The following is a 19,009-nucleotide window of genomic DNA, read 5'->3' on the forward strand; positions in this document are numbered from 1 at the left end:
GGGTCGTGCGGTCATCGTCGTCTGGAGGCGATAATGGTCGGGTGACCGTCGACCTGCGTGACAGCCGGATCGCCGAGGTGTGCCGGCGTTACGGCGTCGCCGAGCTGTCCGTCTTCGGCTCGGTGGCTCGCGGCGACGACACCGACTCCTCGGACGTCGACCTGCTGTATGTGCTGGCGCCCGACTCGACGCTTGGCTTCGAGATCGTCGATCTCCGAGACGAACTCGAGAAGATCGTCGGTCGTCGCGTCGACCTGGTGCCCAAGACTCGGCTGAAATGGGTCATCCGCGACCAGGTGCTCGCGGAGGCCAGGGTTCTCTATGCGGCGTGACGAGCTCTACCTCGTCGACATGATCGAAGCCGCGGCCGCCGCGACGGCGTTCGTCCGGGACGTTGACGAGATCGCGTTCGCGGCGAGCGACCTGATCCAGAGCGCCGTTCCGCAGAAGCTCCTGGTGATCGGTGAGGCGGCCGGGCGAGTCTCGCCCGAGATCCGCGCGCGCTGGCCGGACGTGCCGTGGCGATCGGTCACAGGCTTCCGCAACATCGCCGTGCACACCTACTTCGACGTCGACTGGTCCATCGTGTGGCGCATCGCCACGACCGCGCTGCGCGACCTTCAGGAGCAACTGACAACGCTCCTCAAGGCGGAGTTCCCGCTCATCGCCAGCCAACTCGACCAGCCGCACTGACCATGATCACGGTCACCTGTCGGCCCAGAAATGCCCGGACCGCCAGACGTTCGGAACGCTTGCTCTCCTCTGTCGATGATGTTCTAGTCAGCGCGATCACCCGGCAAGGTCACTGTTTGGAGCGGCTGCCTCCACTACCATTCCTCAGCCGACCAGCGGCGCTATGCACATCGGAACACCCAGATGCAGCCCGAGCGCGAGGACATGCCGAACCCGAAGCAGAACATCAACGCGACCACCACGCCGACGATCACGGTCACGAGACGGGCCGAAGTGTCCGACGCCGCCAGGAATTCGGGACACGTGTTCGATTCGCTAGATAATGTAGAGGTCGGCGCGGTCACTGGGCATCGTCCCTGGTCAGGGTCCGGGTAGCGACCGGTCGGACAGCGATTTCAGGGCCAGCAACCAAGATCAATCGGTTCGGATGCTGGTACACATGGTCCACCGGTCGAGCGTTGGGTAGGTGTCTCATGCCGTCGGACCTGGGCTTTTCGCGGTTGTGACGTCCCAACTCGCCGATCTTGCTAACCGTGCCGGCCGTCCTCGGCGGTGTCGGCCGGCTCAGTCGCGAAGGTGCGGATCCTGGCACTCCAGCAGCGCTGCCTCACCCGACCGCGCCACACAACGCCGCCCGCCCCTGAAGCCAGGCCGCTGATTCCAGGTCTCACCACAGCAAGATCCCGTTGGGTAATCAGGGATTGGGTCTGCTCCCTGTGCAGACGGTCACCGCGCGGTCGTCGCCAACGACATCAGGGACCCGGGGGGAGGCCGCCGTGGTGGTGGTGGCGGCCAGTATCTCCGGCGTGCCGCTCGGGGTCAGGCGTTCAACGGTCGTTACCAGGCGCCATGGGCCGCCCCTTCCGGTGACTCCTGAAACGGATGTCGCCGCCCGCGCCGGTATTCGTCGGCGCGGACGGCACCGGGTCTAGTGGAGCGTGACTCTGTTTTCTTTATTAAAGATTCATGCTAAAATCGAGATATGGAACTTTCGGCGGAAAGTGCCGCGGAACGGCGACCCGGCGGCATGGCCGAGCTGCGTGGCGCGCCCAAGGTCGTGGACCTGGCGCCCTCGGCGAGGGACACCGAGACCGGCCGCCGCCTCTGGGACATCTCCGAGGAGCTCACCGGGGTTCGATTCAAACTTCCTCCCATGTGACCCCGCCCAGGCCATGGTTTCCGATCGCACATGGGATTGGCCTGCCCCGCCCCGTGGTTCGGCCGTAGATGTTCTCCGAGGTTATCGCTGACGCAAGTCGCCGGTACCGCGTTCCGTCGGGACCACATTCGTTACCCCCGGGCTTGAGCCAGGGTTGTTGTCCTTACCGGCCCGAGTAGACCGAGTGGGTAGACCCGCGGAGGCCAAGATCGCGAGCTTGTCGGCGTCGGTGGAGCCGGCGTCGGGGTGGTAGACGACGAGCATCAGGTTGTCGGTGCCTGTGATCGCGAGCCGGTCACGGTTGAGGGTTAGCTCGCCGACCTGCGGATGCATCATGCGGATCGGCGTGCCCGTCTGGCCGCGTACCTCGTGGCGGGCCCACAGCTGGCGGAACCTCGGGCTGGCCAGGGAGAGTTCGCCGGTGAGGTCGATGAAGCGCGGGTCGTCGATGTCGGACCCGACGGCCTGGCGCAGGCTGGCGACGAAGCACTCCGTCATCGCCTCCCACTCCGGGTGGAAGGACTGCTGGTCAGGGTCGAGGAACATGTCCTTGAGCTGATTCCCGCCAACGTCGAACCGAGGCGAGACCGCGCGGGCGAGGCTGTTGGCCGCGAGGATGTCGAAGTAGCGACCCTCGATGAAGGCCGGTTGAGCCATCGAGTCGAGCAGTTTCAACGCGCCGGGTGGGACCGTCTCCATGCGGGCCCGCGGGCGGCGTCGACGGGGGGCGGCCGCGGCCAGCGACAGCAGGTGGGCGGTGTGCTCGTCATCGAGCTGGAGCACCCGGCCGATCGACTCGAGCACCTGCACCGACGGATTGCGGTCGCGGCCGCGCTCGAGGCGCAGGTAGTAGTCAGCGCTGATGCCCGCGAGCATCGCGACCTCCTCGCGGCGCAGACCGGGGACGCGTCGCGCGCCGCTCTCCGGGATCCCGGCCTGCCGTGGCGTGACCAGCGTCCGACGGGCCCGAAGGAAGGCGCCGAGGGCGTTGGTCGTCTCGCTCACGTCCCCACTCTAGGCCGGCTCGTCGTGGCCAGGGGGGCCCTGCCAGTCCCCTGTCTGGAGAGGGCTCTGGGTCGGTCGCGGAGCCTTACCTAGCGTCGGCGATGGTCCGGTCCGGACCGCCGACCTTGAAGGGAACCGGAAAATGGGACAGTTCGACGGCAAGATCGCTGTGGTGACGGGCGGCAACGCCGGGATCGGCCTGGCCACGGCGAAGCGGCTGGCGGCCCACGGCGCGCACGTGTTCATCACCGGCCGCCGCGAGGCCGAGCTGGACAAGGCAGCCGCCGAGATCGGCAACGCCACCGCGGTGGCGGGCGACGTCAGTGTCGCGGCCGACGTGGATCGCCTCTACGAGCGGGTACGGGAGCGGGGCGATGGCCTGGATGTGGTGTTCGCCAACGCGGGCATCAACCCGCTCGCGAGCCTGGAGGAGCTCACCGAGGAGACGCACGACGCGATCTTCGACGTCAATGTCAAGGGCGTCTTCCTGACCGTGCGGAAGGCCCTTCCGCTGCTCAACGACGGTGCGTCGATCGTCCTCACCGGATCCACGGCCGGGTCGGGTGGAGCTGCCGGCATGAGCGCATACGGCGCTTCCAAGGCCGCCGTGCGCGCGTATGCCCGCGCCTGGACCAGTGAGTTGGCCCCGCGGGGCATCCGGGTCAACGTCGTCTCACCAGGGCCGGTGGCCACCCCGTTGTGGGACACGGCCTTCGGGGACCGAGCCGAGGAGATGATCACCAGCGTCGCTGCTGGCATCCCCGCCCGGCGCCCGGGTGATCCGGGCGAAGTGGCCGCCGTCGTCGCCTTCCTGGCCTCCTCGCAGAGCAGCTTCGTCTACGGGGCGAACGTCTACGTCGACGGCGGCCTGGGCCAGATCTGAGCCCGCGGCCGGGCGAACACCATGGATCAGCCGCCCTGATCGTCCAGGCCGCGACCCTGCCTCAGGTCGAGCCAGGCGGCGCCGGCAGCGTCCGGGCCCTCGCGGCGCCAGGACCGTGCTCAGGAAGTTGGCGACGCCGAAGACGAGCAGGAGCGCGGCGAACGTGCCGGCACCGGCCAGTGGTTGCGCCGATGCCCACCCCTGGGCATAATCAATACGCTAATTAGATTAAATAATTCACCGGCATGCGATCGAGCGGCTCTCGCGGAGCCATGCCCGCGCCGCCCCATCCGGGGCACCGGCCCACCGCGGTGCCGGCGACCTGGGAGGACCGCGTCGATGGAGCTGGACCAGCCTCGAACCGTCAGCACGCCGCCCGGGGGGACGTCGCGATGAGCCGGGTGCACACCACGACACCGGACGGGATCCGGGTCGGCTTTCGCACCTGCCCACTGTGCGAGTCGAGCTGCGGCCTGGCCGTCTCGCTCGCCGGGGACGAGGTCGTCGGGATCCGTGGCGACGCCGCGGACGTGTTCAGCCGTGGTTTCCTGTGCCCCAAGGGCGTGTCGGTGGCCGCGCTCGACACCGACCCGGATCGCGTCCGTACCCCCCTGCTGCGGCGCGGGGACGACGTCGTCCCGGTCAGTTGGGACGACGCCTTCGCCGAGGTGCACAGGCGGCTGGTGCCCATCCTGCGCGAGCATGGGCCGAACGCCGTCGCGCTGTACTCCGGCAACCCGACCAGCCACAATCTGTCGGGGCTGCTGTACACGTCCGTCCTGCTGCGCGCGCTCGGCACGCAGAACTACTTCACGGCCACGACGCTCGACGCGATGCCGAAGATGGTCGCGGCCGGGCTCATGTTCGGAACCCAGATGAGCATCGCCGTGCCTGATGTGGACCGGACCGACTACCTGCTGGTGCTCGGCGCGAACCCGGCCGAGTCGAACGGCAGTCTGATGACCGCGCCGGACATGCCGGGGCGGCTACGCGCCCTGCGTGCCCGGGGCGGGCGGCTGGTGGTCGTCGACCCGCGCCGCACCCGGACCGCCGAGCTCGCGGACGAGCATGTCACGCTGCGTCCCGGCACCGACGCGTACTTCCTGTTCGCGGTGGTGCACGTCCTGGTGGCGGAAGGGCTGGTGCGGCTCGGCCACCTCGATGGCCTCGTCAACGGTGTCGCCGACGTCGGGCGGCTGGCCACCGCCTTCCCCCCCGAGGCGGTGGCGTCGCGGTGCGCGGTCCCGGCGGGGACTATCCGGCGGCTGGCGAGAGAGCTCGCCGCGGCCCCGTCGGCGGCGGTCTACGGACGGCTCGGGACCTGCGCCCAGGAGTTCGGGACGCTGACCAGCTGGCTCGTGGACGTCATCAACGTGCTGACCGGAAATCTGGACCGGCCGGGTGGCGCCATGTTCACCCTGCCCGCCAGCGGGTCGGCGACGACACAGGGCCTGCCCGGCCGCGGCCAGGGCGTCCGGTTCGGCCGGTGGCACAGCCGGGTGGGCGGGCATCCGGAGATCTTCGGCGAGCTGCCCGCCGGCTGTCTCGCCGAGGAGATCGACACCCCGGGGACGGGGCAGGTCCGCGCGTTGGTGACCCTGGCCGGCAATCCGGCGCTGTCGGCGCCGAACGGTCCCCGGATCTCCCGCGCGCTGGCCTCGCTCGACTTCATGGTCAGCGTCGACATCTACCGCAACGAGACGACCCGCCACGCCGACCTCATCCTGCCGGCGCCCCGGATCCTCACGCGCAGCCACTACGACCTCGGCAACTACCAGCTCGCGGTGCGCAACATCGCGAACTACTCCGAGCCGCTCGTGGAACGCGCCGCCGGCGAGTTCGACGAGTGGGAGATCCTCCTGCGCCTCGCCCGCATCGCCCAGTCGGCGACCGAGCCCGACGACCCGGACCTGAGCGCCGAGGGTCTCGCGGCGGCCGTGACCGCGACCGACGACGCGATCGCGTCCCGGCTCGCCGGACGGACCGCGCGGACGATCGGCGCGGCCAGCGGCGCGGAACTCCTCGCTGCCGTCTCGCCCCGCCGCGGACCCGACCGCCTGCTCGACCTGATGCTGCGTGGCGGCCCGTACCGGCTCTCCCTCGACGACCTGCTCGCCCAGCCGCACGGCATTGATCTCGGGCCGCTGCGGACCCGCCTCCCGGACGCCCTGCGCACCCCGTCGGGAGCCGTGGAGCTGGCGCCGGCGCCGATCGCCGCGGATGTCGACCGGCTGAGGGAGGCGCTGTCGTCACGCTCCGGCGAGGACACGCTGATCCTGATCGGCCGGCGGCACCTGCGATCGAACAACTCGTGGATGCACAACATCGGCACCCTGGTGAAGGGCCGCGATCGCTGCACGGTGCAGGTGCATCCGACCGACGCCGCCCGGCTCGCCCTCGTCGACGGCCAACCCGCCCGGCTGTCGAGCCACGTGGGTGCGGTCGAGGCGCCGGTGGAGATCACCATCGCGGTGATGCCGGGAGTGGTGAGCCTGCCGCACGGCTGGGGGCACGGCCGGCCCGGCACCAACCTGCGGGTCGCGGCGGGACGCCCCGGAACCAACGTGAACGACCTCATCGACGAGACCGTCATGGACCCGCTGTCCGGCAACGCGGTGCTCAACGGCATCCCGGTGACGGTCACTCCGGCCGCCGTCACCGCGAGCTGAACCCGCCCGAGTCGCGTCAGCCCGCGCGGCCCGAGTTGGATGCAGGCTGATCAGTGCCGGTCGGCGGTGATGACCGCAAGATCGTCGCGCTGCCAGGTGACGGCCGGTTCGAAGCCTGCGTGGTGGAGCCAGGCGAGCTGGTCGGGTAGACGGCTGGGTTTGTCGTAGACGCCGTTGACAGGTGTGACGGCGTTCTGGGGGTCTTCCGGCACGATCACGTCTGCGAGCACGAACCGCCCTCCCGCCGGGATGGCGGCGGCGATCCGGTGGAACAGGTCTGCCTTTCCCGGGCCATCCAGGTGATGGACGGCGAGGGCGGAAATCACCAGGTCGAACGGGCCGGTCGGTAGTGGCTCCTCGAGTCTGCCGACGAGGAGGTTCGCGTCTGGTAGGTGGTGGCGGGCGTGGCCGAGCATCTGTGGGCTTTCGTCGAGTGCGACGAGCGCGGCTGTGGGGTGGAGCGCGAGCACCCGTCGGCTGGTCTCACCGGTGCCTGCCCCGAGATCGAGCACGCACCTCGCGGCCAGACCGGCCGTGGCGGCGGCCACCTGGTCCTGGACCTCCTCGTAGAAGGGGACGTCGGCCAGGACCATGGCCAGGTAGGTCTGTGGGTCGAAGTGAAACTGCTCCATACTTCAGTGTCAGCGGAGAGGCCCCCTGACGCCCGTACCGCCAGCTTCGTCGCTGGCGGTCATCGGCGTGGTGGGCGTCGCTGCTCCCGCTTCTCCCGGGGCGCGGACCGGGCGTGCTTTGCCGGCAGAACATCGGCCGTGGCTAAAGCGACGGCGACCCGCCAGCCTCGACGGCGACGCGAAAGAATGCGCAACAAAGCGCGGTGCGCGATATGCCGTCCCCGCGTCGCCTGGAGTTCATCTGCTGGTCGCCGGAATCAGGCGGAGCGCATGCTCGGGCGGATGGCCCCGCCGGTGAAGCCCGGCTGGTGCGTCACGGCGTTCGGGAGCCGTCCTGGGGCTAAGGCTCTGTCTAAGGCTCTGTGACGGCGGTCCACCTGCGATCGTGGGAGGCGGCGGCTCCCAGGTCCTGCAGTCGCCGTAGGGCTGCCTTCACCTCGACGGCGGGGAGGCCCAGAATGTGCGCCAACGCACGGGCCCGAAGGGGTTGGTTCGCGCGGGCGAGGGCTGCCCGAACGCGGGCACCCGTCCAGTCCGGTCGGCCCGCGATCTCGACGCGGTGCCGTACATCCTGGCGGGGCACCTTGATGCCTAAGCCGCCCTCCGATGGTGTCGTGAAGGTGACGGGATTCACAGAATGCATGTCGCCGCTCCTCGTCTGTGTTGGTGCCTTCCACAATGCAACACCACGGGAGCATATTCCCTGCGATATGCGTCGCTTTACTGTCTGTGTCGTCTATTTGATCGAGTGTGTCGACGTGGGGGTGGCCATCGGCGGCGGGGGAGTGGATCAGCGGCGGGGCGGTGCGGGCGGCGGCGTCGCGCGGGGGAACAGGAGCGCGACCGGGCGGGTTGCCGATCGCTGACGGACCGGCGCGCGCCATGGCCCGATGGGCCCGACGCGTCAGTCCGGACACCCGACCCGAACTACCGGACGGAGTCCGCGATGCCAAGGATCGAGCTGGGGGCTGTGGGCGTGGTGCTCAGCCCCGCGACGAACGGGCTCGCCGCCGCCGCCCGCGAGGTGGAGGCGCTGGGTTACCCGACGCTCTGGCTGACCGGCGGCCCGCTGCGGAGCCTCGGCCAGGTCAGGCAGGTCGTCGAGGCCACCAGCAGGATTCGGGTCGCCACCGGCATCCTGTCCGTGGACCTCTTCCCCGCCGCCGACGTCGCCGCGCTCTACACCGAGCTGGAGGCGTCCCACCCCGGGCGGTTCGTCGTCGGACTCGGTGGCGCGCACGGACCCAGGCCACTGCGGACGCTGGCCGACTACGTCAACGCGCTCGGCGGCGCCGTGCCGCGGACGGCGCTGGCGTTCGCCGCGCTCGGGCCGAAGATGCTCGCCTTCGCCCGCGAGCACGGCGCGGCCGCCTACCCCGTTCTGGTCACCCCGGAGTACACGCAGGAGATCCGCGGGTCCCTCGGTGACGACACGACGCTGGCCGTCAGCCAGCTTGCCGTCCTCGACGCCGCCGACCCGGCCCGCGCCCGGGCGGCCGCCCGGGCACCGCTGGGCTTCCTCGGGTCTCTGCCGGCCTATCAGGCGCACTTCGCCCGGATGGGCTTCACCGACGAGGAGATCGCCACGCTGGCCGACCGGCTCGTCGACGACCTGGTTCCGCACGGCGAGGTCGCGGCGGCCGCCGCCGCCGTGGCCGCCCAGTCCGCCGCCGGCGCCGACCACGTCGCCATCAGCCTCGTCACCGACGGCGAGGAGGCCCCGCTCGCTTCCCTGCGCGCGCTGGCGGAGGTACTGCCGGTCTGATTTCCGGATTCTGGGTGACCGCCGGTCCGCCAGCCGCCGGCCGTGCCGGGCCTGCTCGGCCTCGTCAGACGTCAGCTCAGGGCAACGGTTTCTTTCTTAAGTTCTCCTACAGCAACGATGTAGCAGTAACTCATTGATTGTCGGTGTGATCAACCCGGATCGTGGGTGGCGGCCACCCGCGGTTGTCACACCCCGCTGAGGATTCCTGGAATGACGAGGTTCGAGCGCGCACCGCGTCACACCGAGGCTGCCGGCGTGGCGCCGTCAGGAGGCGACGCTCAGCCGCGGCTCGCCCAGCGCCTGGGCGCCGATCACGCGCAGCGTGCGCAGGATGAGCGCGATGTTCGGGTCGGCGCGACGCCGGTCGCGCACGACCGCGCTGACCGTGCGATGCCCGACGGGGATGTCCTCGACGATGAGGTGTGCCAGGTGCGGCGGCACCGACAGCCGGGGCACGATCGCCGGGACGACTCCGGTGGCGGCGAGGTCGCAGACGATCTGGGCGGTCACCAGCCGGTGCGTGACCCGCGGGGTGAAGCCGGCCCGCTCGGCGGCGCGCAGCAGGGCGATGTCCAGGCTCGAGTCGACCAGGCCCGTCACCCAGGCGAGGTCCGCGAGGGCGGCGAGCCCCCGGCTGAGCACCCGCGGGTGCAGCCGTGTCGGTGCCAGCAGCACGAACGGCTCGACCAGCAGCGCCTGCTGGGTCAGCCCGGTGAGCACGTCCTGGGCCTCGAAGTCGCAGCGGTAGATGATCGCGACGTCGACCTCGTTCTGGCGCAGCAGGCGCAGCGCGCCGTCCGCGTCGGCCTGCTGCAGCCGGACCTGCAGGTGTGGCTTGTCGGTGCTCAGGCGGTGCACGAGCGGCGCGGCGAAGGCCGGGATGCCCAGGTTGTAGGAGGCGACGGCGACCTGGCCGGAAACCTGGTCACGTTCGGCCGCCAGCGCGCTCATCGCGTCGTCGACGGCGCCCAGCACGACGCGCGCGTGCTCGACGAGAACGCGGCCGCTGCGGGTGAGGCCCAGGGTGCGGCCAGCCCGGCGGAACAGGATGGCGCCGGTCTCCTGCTCGAGCACCCGCAGCTGCTGGGAGACGGCGGAACTGGTGATGTTGCGCCGTTCGGCGACCGCGGTGACCGTGCCAAGGTCGGCGAGATCGCGGAGCAACATCATGCGGCGCAGGTCGAGCATGCTCATGGATGACCTCAGGGGTGAGCGAGTTGATCGCTACGACACCGGGCAGGCCCCGGTCGGTGTCGGCGACGGACGTCTGGAAGGGCACGACGCGACCGGCGCCCGCCGGCGTGGCGGGCAACCGCCCGGTTACCGGACGAAGCGACTCAACAACAACAGGCGGCGACGCAGGCACGCATGAGATCCACATGCAGACGCGCGACGAGGTCCATCCTGCTGCTCACCCCCTGATGATGGCACAGACCTGCACGAACACACCACCTTGCCGATCGGAATGATCGGGATTGACCCGGCGCGGCCGGACTCGGCGCGCCACGGTTAAGCCCGATTCCACCTTTTTCGGTAGACAAACTTGCTTGTTCGCGGCGTCCCCGCCCCGCACGCTGAGCCCGTCCCGGCAGCCGAGCGCTGCCACCGTGCTCTCGATCGGGGAAACCTGTGGGTCTCGAACTGGCCGGCAAGCGCGCGATCGTCACCGGCGGCGGCACCGGCATCGGCTACGCCATCGCCGAGGAACTGGCACGCGAGGGCGTGCGGGTCGCGATAGCGGGACGTCGGGGGGACGTACTCGACCAGGCGGTGGCCGCGATCAGGCAGTCAACCGGCGCTGACGCCCTCCCCGTCCCGGCCGACACCGGTGACGACGACTCGGTGCGCGCTCTGGTCGACACCGTGCGGGCGGCCTTCGGCGGCGTCGACATCCTCGTGAACAACGCCGCCGAGCAGCCCGCCCAGCAGGGCCCGAGCCTGCACGACGCCGACGACGCATGGTTCCAGCGGCAGCTCAACGTCAAGGTGATCGGCTATCTGCGCACCATCCGTGCGGTGGCTCCGTTGCTGATCGAGAACGGCTGGGGCCGCATCATCAACATCAGCGGCACCGGCTCCCGCTCCACCGTCTCGGTCATCGGCTCCGTGCGCAACGCCTCGGTCACCGCGCTGACGAAGAACGTCGCCGACGAGCTCGGCCCGCACGGCGTCAACGTCACGGTCGTCCACCCGGGGCCCACCCGTACGGAGCGTTACGCGGAGCTCGCCAGTGCCCGAACCGCCGACGGCACGCTGCCCCCCGCGAACACCGTCATCGGCCGGGTGATCGAGCCCCACGAGGTGGCGTGGGTCGTCGCCTTCCTCGCCTCCCCGCGCAGCGTCGCCATCACCGGAGACGGCGTCTTCGCCGGCGGCGGCGTGCCCGGATCCATCTACTACTGAGCACAGAAGCCCGGGAGACCCCATGACCGATCTCGCCGCCGCCACGCCGCCCGCCTCCTCGCCCGCGGCACCCACGCTCGACGCCGCCACCATCGACGCCGCCACCATCGACGCCGCCGGACTGCGCACCCTGCTCGGGGACGGCGGGGAGTACGCGCTCGTCGACGTCCGCGAGTCCGGCGTCACCGCCGAGCAGGGGTCGATCCTGCTCGCCGTCTCGATCCCGCTCAGCATCCTGGAGCGCAGGGTCGGTGCGCTCGTCCCGCGCCGAAGCACGCCGGTCATCACCTATGACGGGGGTGAGGGCGAGCTGGCCGGGCGGGCCGCGGCACGGCTGGGCGAGCTCGGCTACACCGATGTCCGCGTGCTCGACGGCGGGCTCGCCGCGTGGGCCGCGGCCGGGCACAAGGTCCACAGCGGCGGCGACCACGTCATCGGGCAGGCCTTCGGCGAGTGGATCGAGGAGATCTACACGACGCCGCACATCAGCGTGCCCGAGTTTCTCGAGCGCCGGGCCGCCGGCGAGGACATCGTGCTGCTGGACAGCCGGCCCATCGGCGAGTTCACGAACCACAGTCTTCCCGGCGGGACGTCGATCCCCGGCGCCGAGCTCGTCTACCGGGCCGCCGAGGTGGTGTCCTCGCCCGACAGCCTCGTCGTCGTCAACTGCGCCGGTCGCACGCGCAGCATCCTCGGCGCCCAGGTGCTCATCAACGCGGGCCTGCCGAACCGGGTCGTGTCGCTGGAGGGCGGCACCCAGTCGTGGGTGCTGGAGGGGCACGAACTCGACCACGGCAGGCAGGCGCAGGCGCCGCTGCCGACCGGCCCGGCGCTGGACGCGGCGAAGGCGGCGGGGGACCGCTTCCGCGAGCGCTTCGGAATCCGGCGGATCGACGCCGCCACCCTGGCGAGCTTCGGTGCCGACGACACGCGCTCGCTCTACGTCCTCGACGTGCGCACGCCCGAGGAGTTCGCCGCAGGCCATCGGCCCGGCTCGCGCTCGGCCCCGAGCTGGGAGGTCGCGCCGTGGGTGTTCCGGTACGTCGGGACGCACCACTCCCGGGTGGTCCTCGTCGACAACGACGGCGTGCGGGCGACCGTCGCCGCCTCCTGGATCGCCCAGTTCGGCTGGGCCGAGGTCTTCGTTCTTGAGGGCGGGCTCGACGGGGTGGAGCTCGAGACCGGGCCGGTGGCGGCCACGGACGACCTCGGCCTGCCGACGGGCGGTCCACGCTCCATCACCCCCGGCGAGGTGCACGATGCGCCGGCCGGGAGCGTGCTGGTGCTCGACGTCGCTCCCAGCCCGGAGTACCGCGCCGGCCACCTCCCCGGCGCCAGGTTCGCCATCCGCGCCCGGCTCGCGGCGTCGGTCGGTCAGCTGCCCGGCACCGGGCCGATCGTCGTGACCTCCACCGACGGCGTGCTCGCGCGCTACGCCGCGGCCGACCTCGCGGCCGTCACCGACCGGGAGGTCCAGGTGCTCGACGGCGGCACCGACGCCTGGCGCGCGGCCGGCCTGCCCGTGGAGACCGACCAGGTCGCCTGGCTGCACGAGCCGAACGACGTCGTGAGCTCGGGCTGGCGCGAGATCGACCTCGAGGCCCGCAAGGCCGGTTTCCGTCGCTACCTGGCCTGGGAGCTCGGCCTGGTCGCCGAGCTGGACCAGGACGACACCGTCCCCTTCGCCACGTTCGCCTGAATGCGCCAGCCGTGAGGACCCGATCATGACCACCATCACCGCGATCGCGCCGGACGAGAAAGCCGCCGCGAAGGCACCGCTCAACCGGGCACTGATCGATCTCAGCCCGAACGGCCGCGGCCGCGTGGTGGCGATGCGCCAGCGGATTCGGTTCTGGGGCGGCTGGACGCTGCGCGTCGGTGTTCCCATGCTGCTGATCGTGTTCTGGCAGCTCGCGCTGAACTGGCACTGGACCTCCGAGGACACCCTCCCGTCACCAAAGACGATCGTGGAGGCCTACAAGTACCTGTGGGGCAACGGCTCGCTGCAGGACGCCATCCCGGTGTCGCTGCGCCGCGCCGGCGAGGGCCTGCTGCTCGGCGGGAGCGCCGGTCTGGTCATCGGCATCTTCGCCGGGCTCTGGAAGCTCGGTGAGGAGATCTTCGACGCCACCCTGCAGATGCTGCGAACGGTCCCGTTCATCGCCCTGGTGCCGCTGTTCGTCACCTGGTTCGGTATCGAGGAGCCCTCCAAGCTCGCACTCATCACCGCGGCCGCGCTGTTCCCGCTCTACCTGAACACGTTCCACGCGGTGAAGGGCGTCGACCAGAAGCTCATCGAGGCGGGGAAGACCTTCGGGCTCACCGGCTTCCAGATCGCGCGCCGCATCATCTTCCCGACGGCGCTGCCCGGCATCCTCACCGGCCTGCGCTTCGCCTGTTCGTTCTCGTTGCTGTCGCTGGTGCTGGCCGAGCAGGTCAACGCGACCGCCGGCATCGGATATCTGATCATCAACGCGCAGAACAACCAGCGCCCGGACATCGTCATCGCCGGCATCTGGATCTATGCGGTGCTGGGAATCCTCATCGACTTCTTCATGCGCGGCGTGGAGCGCCTCGCCCTGCCCTGGAGGGCCCGTGTCGGCATCGGTTGACGCTCCCGAGAACGCCACCGTGGACGGAGTTTCCACCGTGGACGGAGTCGCCACTGCGGACCGCGCCGCCGCGACTCTGGACGGATTTCCCGCGCCAGCCGAACCAGCGCACGGCGTGGGCAACACGGACGAAGTGCGGGGCGCGGCCGAGGCCGGTTATGTGGTCGAGGCGCTGGGTGTGCGGCGCGTCTTCAACGGCCGGGCGGTGCTCGACGGGGTCGACCTCCGGCTGCGCAAGGGGAACTTCGTCGCGCTGCTCGGCCCGTCCGGGACGGGGAAGACGACCCTGTTGCGCATTCTCGGCGGCCTCGACACCGCCGACGCGGGGCGGGTGATCGTCCCCCGGGTGCGATCGACCGTCTTCCAGGAGCCCCGCCTGATTCCCGCACAGCGGGTGTGGCGCAACGTCGTCCTCGGCGCCCGCCGACCGCGGGCCGCGCGCCGCCGGGCGACGGACGCCCTGGCCGAGGTCGGTATCGCGGGCCACGCGAATGCCTGGCCCCGCACGCTGTCCGGCGGCGAGGCCCAGCGCGTCGCGCTCGCCCGCGCGCTGGTCACCGAGCCTGACCTGCTGCTTCTCGACGAGCCGTTCGCGGCTCTCGACGCCCTGACCCGCATCAGGATGCACGACCTGCTGGCGGCGCTGTGCGCCAGGCACGAGCCGGCCGTTGTCCTGGTCACCCACGATGTCGACGAGGCGATTCTGCTCGCCGACCGCGTCCTGGTCCTCTCGGGCGGCGCGATCGCCCTGGACCAGGCGGTCGACATCGACAAGCCCCGCAACCGCGACGATCCGCGCTTCCTCGCGCTGCGGGCGACGCTGCTCGAACAGCTTGGCGTCGCCCGGACCGTCGGTGGTGGCAGCACGGAGGTCGCCGCTTCCGGACATCACCCCGTCGACCGGAACCCGACGACGGACCTTCACTGACCAGCCCACGAGAAAGACCGCTTTTCATGATCAGTAACAGGAAACCCTGGCGTCTCATCCGACGCGCGTCCGCCGCCGCCACGACCGTCGCGCTGGCGGCGGTGGTCGCCGCGTGCGGCAGCTCCGGCGGCTCGACCGCGAGCGGGGCCTCGTCGACCGGCGCGCGCGCGACGGGCGGGTCCGGCGGATCGTCCCTCGACCTCTCCGGCGTCACCCTGAAGGTCGGCTACCAGACGGCCGACTTCCCGGCGCTGCTCAAGGCGTCCGGCCTGTTCGAGGACACGCCGTACAAGTTCCAGATCCCGGTCATCGCCGGGCCGGCGAACCAGCTGGCCGCGCTCTACGGCAAGCAGATCGACGTCGGCCAGACCGGTGAGAACACCGCCGCCTTCGAGGCCGCCAACTCCGCCACCCCGTGGCCCGCCGACGGCGCCCCGATCCAGGGCTTCGCCGTGACCTGGACGCCGCGGGCGCCCTATCCCGCGGCCGTGTACGTGACGAAGAAGTCGGGCATCACCTCCCTGGCTGGACTTCGGGGCAAGAAGATCGGCTTCAACTACGGCGGCAACATCTACGCCGAATACGTCATCGCCCTGCAGAAGGGTGGCTTCGCGCTCAAGGACGTCCAGGGCGTGCAGTTCCCGAGCAACCAGGCCGCCGCCAACGCCTTCCTCGCCGGCAGCCTGGACGCCGTCGTCACCAGCTACAGCATCGTGAAGAAGCTGGTCGACTCGGGCGACGCGATCAAGATCGCCGACAACAACACCCTCGGCATCATCGGGGGCAGCGGTTGGATCGCCCGGACCGACGCGCTGAAGGACCCGGCCAAACTCGCGGCGATCAAGGACTTCTACGGCCGGCTCCGCACCTTCTACGAGAAGTGGATCCCGACCCACGAGGCGGACTACGAGAAGGTTCTGGTGTCGCAGGTGGGCCAGCGTCCCGACGTCGCCAAGGTGAACTGGGAGAACGCCCGGCACTCGACCTTCTACCGGATCGGCGATCCGAAGTTCCTGCAGATCCAGCAGGCGACCGTCGACGCCGCGTTCGGCTACGGCGGGCTCAAGACCAACGTCAGATCCCGGCTCGGATGGAACTACTCGACGGTCCTGGACGGCGTCACGACCGGCACCACCGGCTGACCCACCCCTCGCACCCGCCCGGCCGGACCTTTCCCACGGAAGGCCCGGCCGGGCGTCTTGGTGACCAGTTCTCCGGCCCCTGGGCCGTCAGCCGACGATCCCGGCTCGCCCTGGCAGCGCCGCCGCCGTAGGCTCCGGCGCCCATCCCTCACCGGCGGGACGGTACCGGGGTGGGCAGGCCGAGGTGACCGCGCAGCGTTGTGGACCTGTACTCGCGCCCCAGCGCGTTCGCGTTGACGTTCAGATGCGGCTGACGGGTGCTCACGCGCGGAGATCTCCTGGCCAGACGTGTGCTGGGGCGGTGGCGGCCGCGGCAGCGGTGGCCGGGCTGGCAACGGTCGCCCCTGCGCCGGGGCCGGGGCGGGCCTCGCGGGAGAGGGGAGGCAGGCCGTAGTGGCCGCGCAGCGTGGTGGAGGTGTACTCGCGGCGGAAGATCCCGCGTCGCTGCAGTTCTGGCACCAGGTGGTCGGAGACCTGCTCCAGACCGGACGGGAAGATGTCGAAATTGATGTTGAAGCCGTCGGCGGCCTGCTGGGTGAACCACGCCTCCATCTCGTCGGCGACCTGCTCCGGCGTCCCGACGAGGGCGTTCTGCGCGTGCGCCCGCCGTTCCAGCAGCTGGCGGACGGTGAGGTTCTCCCGGCGCGCCACCGACAACACGGAGGTCGCGGCGCCCACGCTGCGCGGCCGCCACTCGTGCGAATCGATGAAGTCCCAGGGCAGCGTCCTGTCCACGGCCAGCAGATCCACCGGGACGCCGAGCTGCGCCGACAGCGCGCCCAGACTGGCGGCGTTCACCACGGCCGGACCGTCCAGGTCGGCGCGGCGTGCCCGCGCCTCCGCCTCCGTGCCCCCAAGGGTGATGTTCAGGCCGGGCAGGATCAGCAGCTCGTCCGGGTCGCGGCCATGGGCGGCGGCGCGTGCCTTCAGCGTGCGGTAGAACTCCTGCGCGGTCGGGATGGTGTTGACCGCGCAGAACACCGCGTCGGCATGCTGGGCGGCCAGGTCGATGCCCCGCGGTGACGCACCGGCCTGGACGATGACCGGCCGTCCCTGGACGGACCGGGGGAACTGGAAGCGCGCCGTGAAGCCGACGTGCGTGCCGTCGTAGTCCACCGTCGGCACCAGGCTGTCCTTCACCAGTTCACCCGCGGCCGGGTCGGCGACCAGGGCGCCCTGGTCCCAGGAGTCCCAGAGCCGCTTGACGGCGATCAGCACTTCCTCGGCCCGGGCGTAGCGGACGTCGCGCTCGGGCAGCGTGCCCCGGCCGTACAGGGCCGCCGCCGCGTCCTCACCCGAGGTGACGATGTTGACCGCTGCCCGGCCACCGGAGGCGAGGTCGAGCGTCGCGGCGCGACGGGCGACGTCCCAGGGCTGGTAGAAGGTCGCCGACAGTGTCGCGACCAGGCCGATGTGGCTGGTCGCGCGGGCCACGGCCGTCTGGAGCATGAACGGGTCGAAGGCATGCCACGGCTTACTGAAGTCGGTGGCGCCCAGATGATCGGCGAGGAACACCGCGTCGAGCAGGCCGCGCTCGGCGATCCGTCCGAGCTGCTCCCAGCGGGCGACATCGAGGAACCAGGTCGGCGGATCGCTGCGTCGCCAGCTGTTCGGCGGCTTCGCGAGTCCATTGCCGTTGACATTCAGATGCAGGAGTCTTTCCGCCACCCCTGCATCCTTTGGTGCAGCCGTCGCGCCAAGGAAGGAGGAACGGCTACCGGTTCCCTGAAGCGCCTCTTCGTGGTCGGCGACGCAGCGCGTCGGGCCGGTGTCGGTGCGGCGCGACAGGTAAGCGCATGCCGTCCCAAGGCGTTAGCCGGACCGTGTTGATCCCGCCCGCCGCGGGATCAAGACTGGGTTGCCACGCCGAAAAGGGGCCCTGATGACCGACCTTGCCGACCTCACCACAGCCGTCACCTACGGCTCACCGCGCCTGCGGGAGCTGATCGACCACATCGCCGCGGGGGCCGTCGAACGCGATGAGCGCGACGAGCCGCCCTTCGCGGCGATCGACGCCGTCCGGCGTGCCCGGCTTGGTGCGATCCGGCTGCCGGTCGCGCAGGGTGGCGGCGGCGCCTCACTGGTCGAGCTCTTCGAGCTGTTCATCGAGCTGGGCGCCGCCGACTCCAATGTCGCGCACATTCTGCGCAGCCACTTCGGCGTCGTGGAGAACCTGCTGCGCGGGACCGGCCCGGTGAACGCGCGGTGGCGGGAACGGGTCGCGCGGGGCGAGCTGATCGGCGCGGCGTCGACCGAACTCGGCGCGAAGGCCGGCGCGACCGACGCGCCCTATCAGACCAGCATCACCCGGACACCACACGGCCCGCGCCTGAACGGGACGAAGCACTACACCACCGGCAGTCTGTACATGGACTGGCTGGTCATCGGCGCTACCGACCTCGACGGCGAGAAGGCCCAGCTGATCATTCCCGGTGACCGGCCGGGCGTGCACCGGCCGGGCGACTGGGACGGCTTCGGTCAGCGCTTCACCGGCAGCGGCACGGTGACCTTCGACGACGTCGCCGTCGGTCCCGACGACTACTTCGGCACGGGCGCGTCCGCCGGCGACGGCCTCCCGTATCCCGCGACCTTCTTCCACATCCAGCTGAACGCGATGATCGCCGGCATCCTGCGGCGGGTGGCCAGCGATGCCGTCGAGCAGGTCCACAGCAGGTCGCGTGCGTTTTACCACGCGACCGCCGACGTTCCGGCCGAGGACCCGATCGTCCAGTACAGCGTCGGGCTGCTGCACAGCCAGGCCTTCGCCGCCGAGGCCCTCGTCCTGACCGCCGCGGCGGCGCTGCGGGACGCCTACGCCGCACACGGCGCCGCCGAGGAGCCCGAGCTCTCGCTGCGCGCGTCGCTGCTCAACGCGAAGGCCAAGGTCGTCATCGACGAGCTCGCCAACCGCGCGGCCTCGGAACTGTTCGACATCGGCGGCGGCTCGCTGGTCCGCCGCGGCGCCCACCTGGACCGGCACTGGCGCAACATCCGCGCGATCGCCGCCCACAATCCGAAGACCCTCAAGGCCGTCGCGGTGGGTCGGTACGCACTGCTCGGCACCCCGCTGCCCAACCAGGGCTTCTTCTAGAGGCCATCGGCGAGGTGGACACCCGGC

At 70.7% G+C, this 19,009-nt stretch carries 16 protein-coding genes; 12 read left to right on the plus strand and 4 right to left on the minus strand.

The genetic code is table 11. From position 1 onward, the window contains the following. The 3 genes from AC6EXY_RS27675 to AC6EXY_RS27685 form a co-directional block, all read left to right on the plus strand. The coding region (locus AC6EXY_RS27675; protein ID WP_499818468.1) for a nucleotidyltransferase family protein at window positions 1–332 on the plus strand (332 nt) is incomplete at its 5' end. Further along, window positions 322–693 (plus strand): HepT-like ribonuclease domain-containing protein, encoded by a 372-nt coding sequence (locus tag AC6EXY_RS27680; protein WP_499818469.1) that lies wholly within the window; start codon window positions 322–324, stop codon window positions 691–693. The genes AC6EXY_RS27675 and AC6EXY_RS27680, both read left to right, overlap by 11 nt. Window positions 694–1,675: 982 nt before the next feature. Continuing rightward, entirely contained in the window at window positions 1,676–1,852 is a 177-nt protein-coding gene (locus AC6EXY_RS27685; RefSeq protein WP_207770448.1) for a hypothetical protein, read from the plus strand. Between the two features lie 81 nt (window positions 1,853–1,933). Here AC6EXY_RS27685 and AC6EXY_RS27690 read toward each other — a convergent pair whose 3' ends face one another. Then, window positions 1,934–2,857, minus strand: a complete 924-nt coding sequence (locus tag AC6EXY_RS27690; protein WP_101833444.1) for a helix-turn-helix domain-containing protein — start codon at window positions 2,855–2,857, stop codon at window positions 1,934–1,936. A 142-nt stretch (window positions 2,858–2,999) separates the two neighbouring features. Here AC6EXY_RS27690 and AC6EXY_RS27695 point away from each other — a divergent pair, with 142 nt between their 5' ends. Next, window positions 3,000–3,740, plus strand: coding sequence for an SDR family NAD(P)-dependent oxidoreductase (locus AC6EXY_RS27695; protein ID WP_101833443.1), 741 nt, complete (start codon window positions 3,000–3,002; stop codon window positions 3,738–3,740). Window positions 3,741–4,132: 392 nt separating this feature from the next. Further along, window positions 4,133–6,409, plus strand: a complete 2,277-nt coding sequence (locus tag AC6EXY_RS27700) for a molybdopterin oxidoreductase family protein (protein WP_101833447.1) — start codon at window positions 4,133–4,135, stop codon at window positions 6,407–6,409. 50 nt (window positions 6,410–6,459) lie between these two features. On the opposite strand, the gene AC6EXY_RS27705 is transcribed toward AC6EXY_RS27700, so the two are convergent. Then, the gene (locus tag AC6EXY_RS27705) at window positions 6,460–7,041 is read right to left on the minus strand and encodes a class I SAM-dependent methyltransferase (protein WP_101833442.1); all 582 of its coding nucleotides are present in this window, start codon (window positions 7,039–7,041) and stop codon (window positions 6,460–6,462) included. A 946-nt stretch (window positions 7,042–7,987) separates the two neighbouring features. On the opposite strand from AC6EXY_RS27705, the gene AC6EXY_RS27710 reads away from it, so the two are divergent. Next, a complete protein-coding gene (locus AC6EXY_RS27710; RefSeq protein ID WP_101833440.1) occupies window positions 7,988–8,806 on the plus strand; it encodes a TIGR03620 family F420-dependent LLM class oxidoreductase in 819 nt (272 codons plus the stop codon). A 264-nt stretch (window positions 8,807–9,070) separates the two neighbouring features. Here AC6EXY_RS27710 and AC6EXY_RS27715 read toward each other — a convergent pair whose 3' ends face one another. Further along, on the minus strand, window positions 9,071–10,000 hold the full coding sequence (locus tag AC6EXY_RS27715; RefSeq protein WP_207770447.1) for a LysR family transcriptional regulator: 930 nt from the start codon (window positions 9,998–10,000) through the stop codon (window positions 9,071–9,073). A gap of 435 nt (window positions 10,001–10,435) precedes the next feature. On the opposite strand from AC6EXY_RS27715, the gene AC6EXY_RS27720 reads away from it, so the two are divergent. The 5 genes from AC6EXY_RS27720 to AC6EXY_RS27740 all read left to right on the plus strand — a co-directional run bounded on the left by AC6EXY_RS27720 (window position 10,436) and on the right by AC6EXY_RS27740 (window position 15,891). Next, complete coding sequence (locus tag AC6EXY_RS27720; RefSeq protein ID WP_499818471.1) at window positions 10,436–11,209, plus strand: SDR family NAD(P)-dependent oxidoreductase; 774 nt, start codon at window positions 10,436–10,438, stop codon at window positions 11,207–11,209. A 22-nt stretch (window positions 11,210–11,231) separates the two neighbouring features. Then, complete coding sequence (locus AC6EXY_RS27725) at window positions 11,232–12,908, plus strand: rhodanese-like domain-containing protein (protein WP_499818472.1); 1,677 nt, start codon at window positions 11,232–11,234, stop codon at window positions 12,906–12,908. Between the two features lie 25 nt (window positions 12,909–12,933). Continuing rightward, window positions 12,934–13,821 carry an ABC transporter permease gene (locus AC6EXY_RS27730; RefSeq protein ID WP_101833437.1) on the plus strand — a complete coding sequence of 296 codons (888 nt, stop codon included), beginning with the start codon at window positions 12,934–12,936 and terminating at the stop codon, window positions 13,819–13,821. A 76-nt stretch (window positions 13,822–13,897) separates the two neighbouring features. Beyond that, on the plus strand, window positions 13,898–14,749 hold the full coding sequence (locus tag AC6EXY_RS27735; protein ID WP_480014664.1) for an ABC transporter ATP-binding protein: 852 nt from the start codon (window positions 13,898–13,900) through the stop codon (window positions 14,747–14,749). Between the two features lie 26 nt (window positions 14,750–14,775). Further along, on the plus strand, window positions 14,776–15,891 hold the full coding sequence (locus tag AC6EXY_RS27740; RefSeq protein WP_499818473.1) for an ABC transporter substrate-binding protein: 1,116 nt from the start codon (window positions 14,776–14,778) through the stop codon (window positions 15,889–15,891). Window positions 15,892–16,152: 261 nt separating this feature from the next. Here AC6EXY_RS27740 and AC6EXY_RS27745 read toward each other — a convergent pair whose 3' ends face one another. Further along, window positions 16,153–17,559: an NtaA/DmoA family FMN-dependent monooxygenase gene (locus AC6EXY_RS27745; RefSeq protein ID WP_101833434.1), complete on the minus strand. Its 1,407-nt coding sequence runs from the start codon at window positions 17,557–17,559 to the stop codon at window positions 16,153–16,155. A 214-nt stretch (window positions 17,560–17,773) separates the two neighbouring features. On the opposite strand from AC6EXY_RS27745, the gene AC6EXY_RS27750 reads away from it, so the two are divergent. Continuing rightward, a complete protein-coding gene (locus tag AC6EXY_RS27750; RefSeq protein ID WP_101833433.1) occupies window positions 17,774–18,982 on the plus strand; it encodes an acyl-CoA dehydrogenase family protein in 1,209 nt (402 codons plus the stop codon). Window positions 18,983–19,009: the final 27 nt, after the last annotated feature.

Source organism: Frankia sp. RB5 (genome assembly GCF_059816245.1).

Excerpts from the sequence above, each read along its gene's own strand:
- AC6EXY_RS27715 (WP_207770447.1), bottom strand. The coding sequence starts at position 10,000 with ATGAGCATGCTCGACCTGCGCCGCATGATGTTGCTCCGCGATCTCGCC.
- AC6EXY_RS27750 (WP_101833433.1), top strand. The coding sequence starts at position 17,774 with ATGACCGACCTTGCCGACCTCACCACAGCCGTCACCTACGGCTCACCG.
- AC6EXY_RS27680 (WP_499818469.1), top strand. The coding sequence starts at position 322 with ATGCGGCGTGACGAGCTCTACCTCGTCGACATGATCGAAGCCGCGGCC.
- AC6EXY_RS27710 (WP_101833440.1), top strand. The coding sequence starts at position 7,988 with ATGCCAAGGATCGAGCTGGGGGCTGTGGGCGTGGTGCTCAGCCCCGCG.
- AC6EXY_RS27695 (WP_101833443.1), top strand. The coding sequence starts at position 3,000 with ATGGGACAGTTCGACGGCAAGATCGCTGTGGTGACGGGCGGCAACGCC.
- AC6EXY_RS27685 (WP_207770448.1), top strand. The coding sequence starts at position 1,676 with ATGGAACTTTCGGCGGAAAGTGCCGCGGAACGGCGACCCGGCGGCATG.
- AC6EXY_RS27725 (WP_499818472.1), top strand. The coding sequence starts at position 11,232 with ATGACCGATCTCGCCGCCGCCACGCCGCCCGCCTCCTCGCCCGCGGCA.
- AC6EXY_RS27730 (WP_101833437.1), top strand. The coding sequence starts at position 12,934 with ATGACCACCATCACCGCGATCGCGCCGGACGAGAAAGCCGCCGCGAAG.
- AC6EXY_RS27740 (WP_499818473.1), top strand. The coding sequence starts at position 14,776 with ATGATCAGTAACAGGAAACCCTGGCGTCTCATCCGACGCGCGTCCGCC.
- AC6EXY_RS27705 (WP_101833442.1), bottom strand. The coding sequence starts at position 7,041 with ATGGAGCAGTTTCACTTCGACCCACAGACCTACCTGGCCATGGTCCTG.
- AC6EXY_RS27700 (WP_101833447.1), top strand. The coding sequence starts at position 4,133 with ATGAGCCGGGTGCACACCACGACACCGGACGGGATCCGGGTCGGCTTT.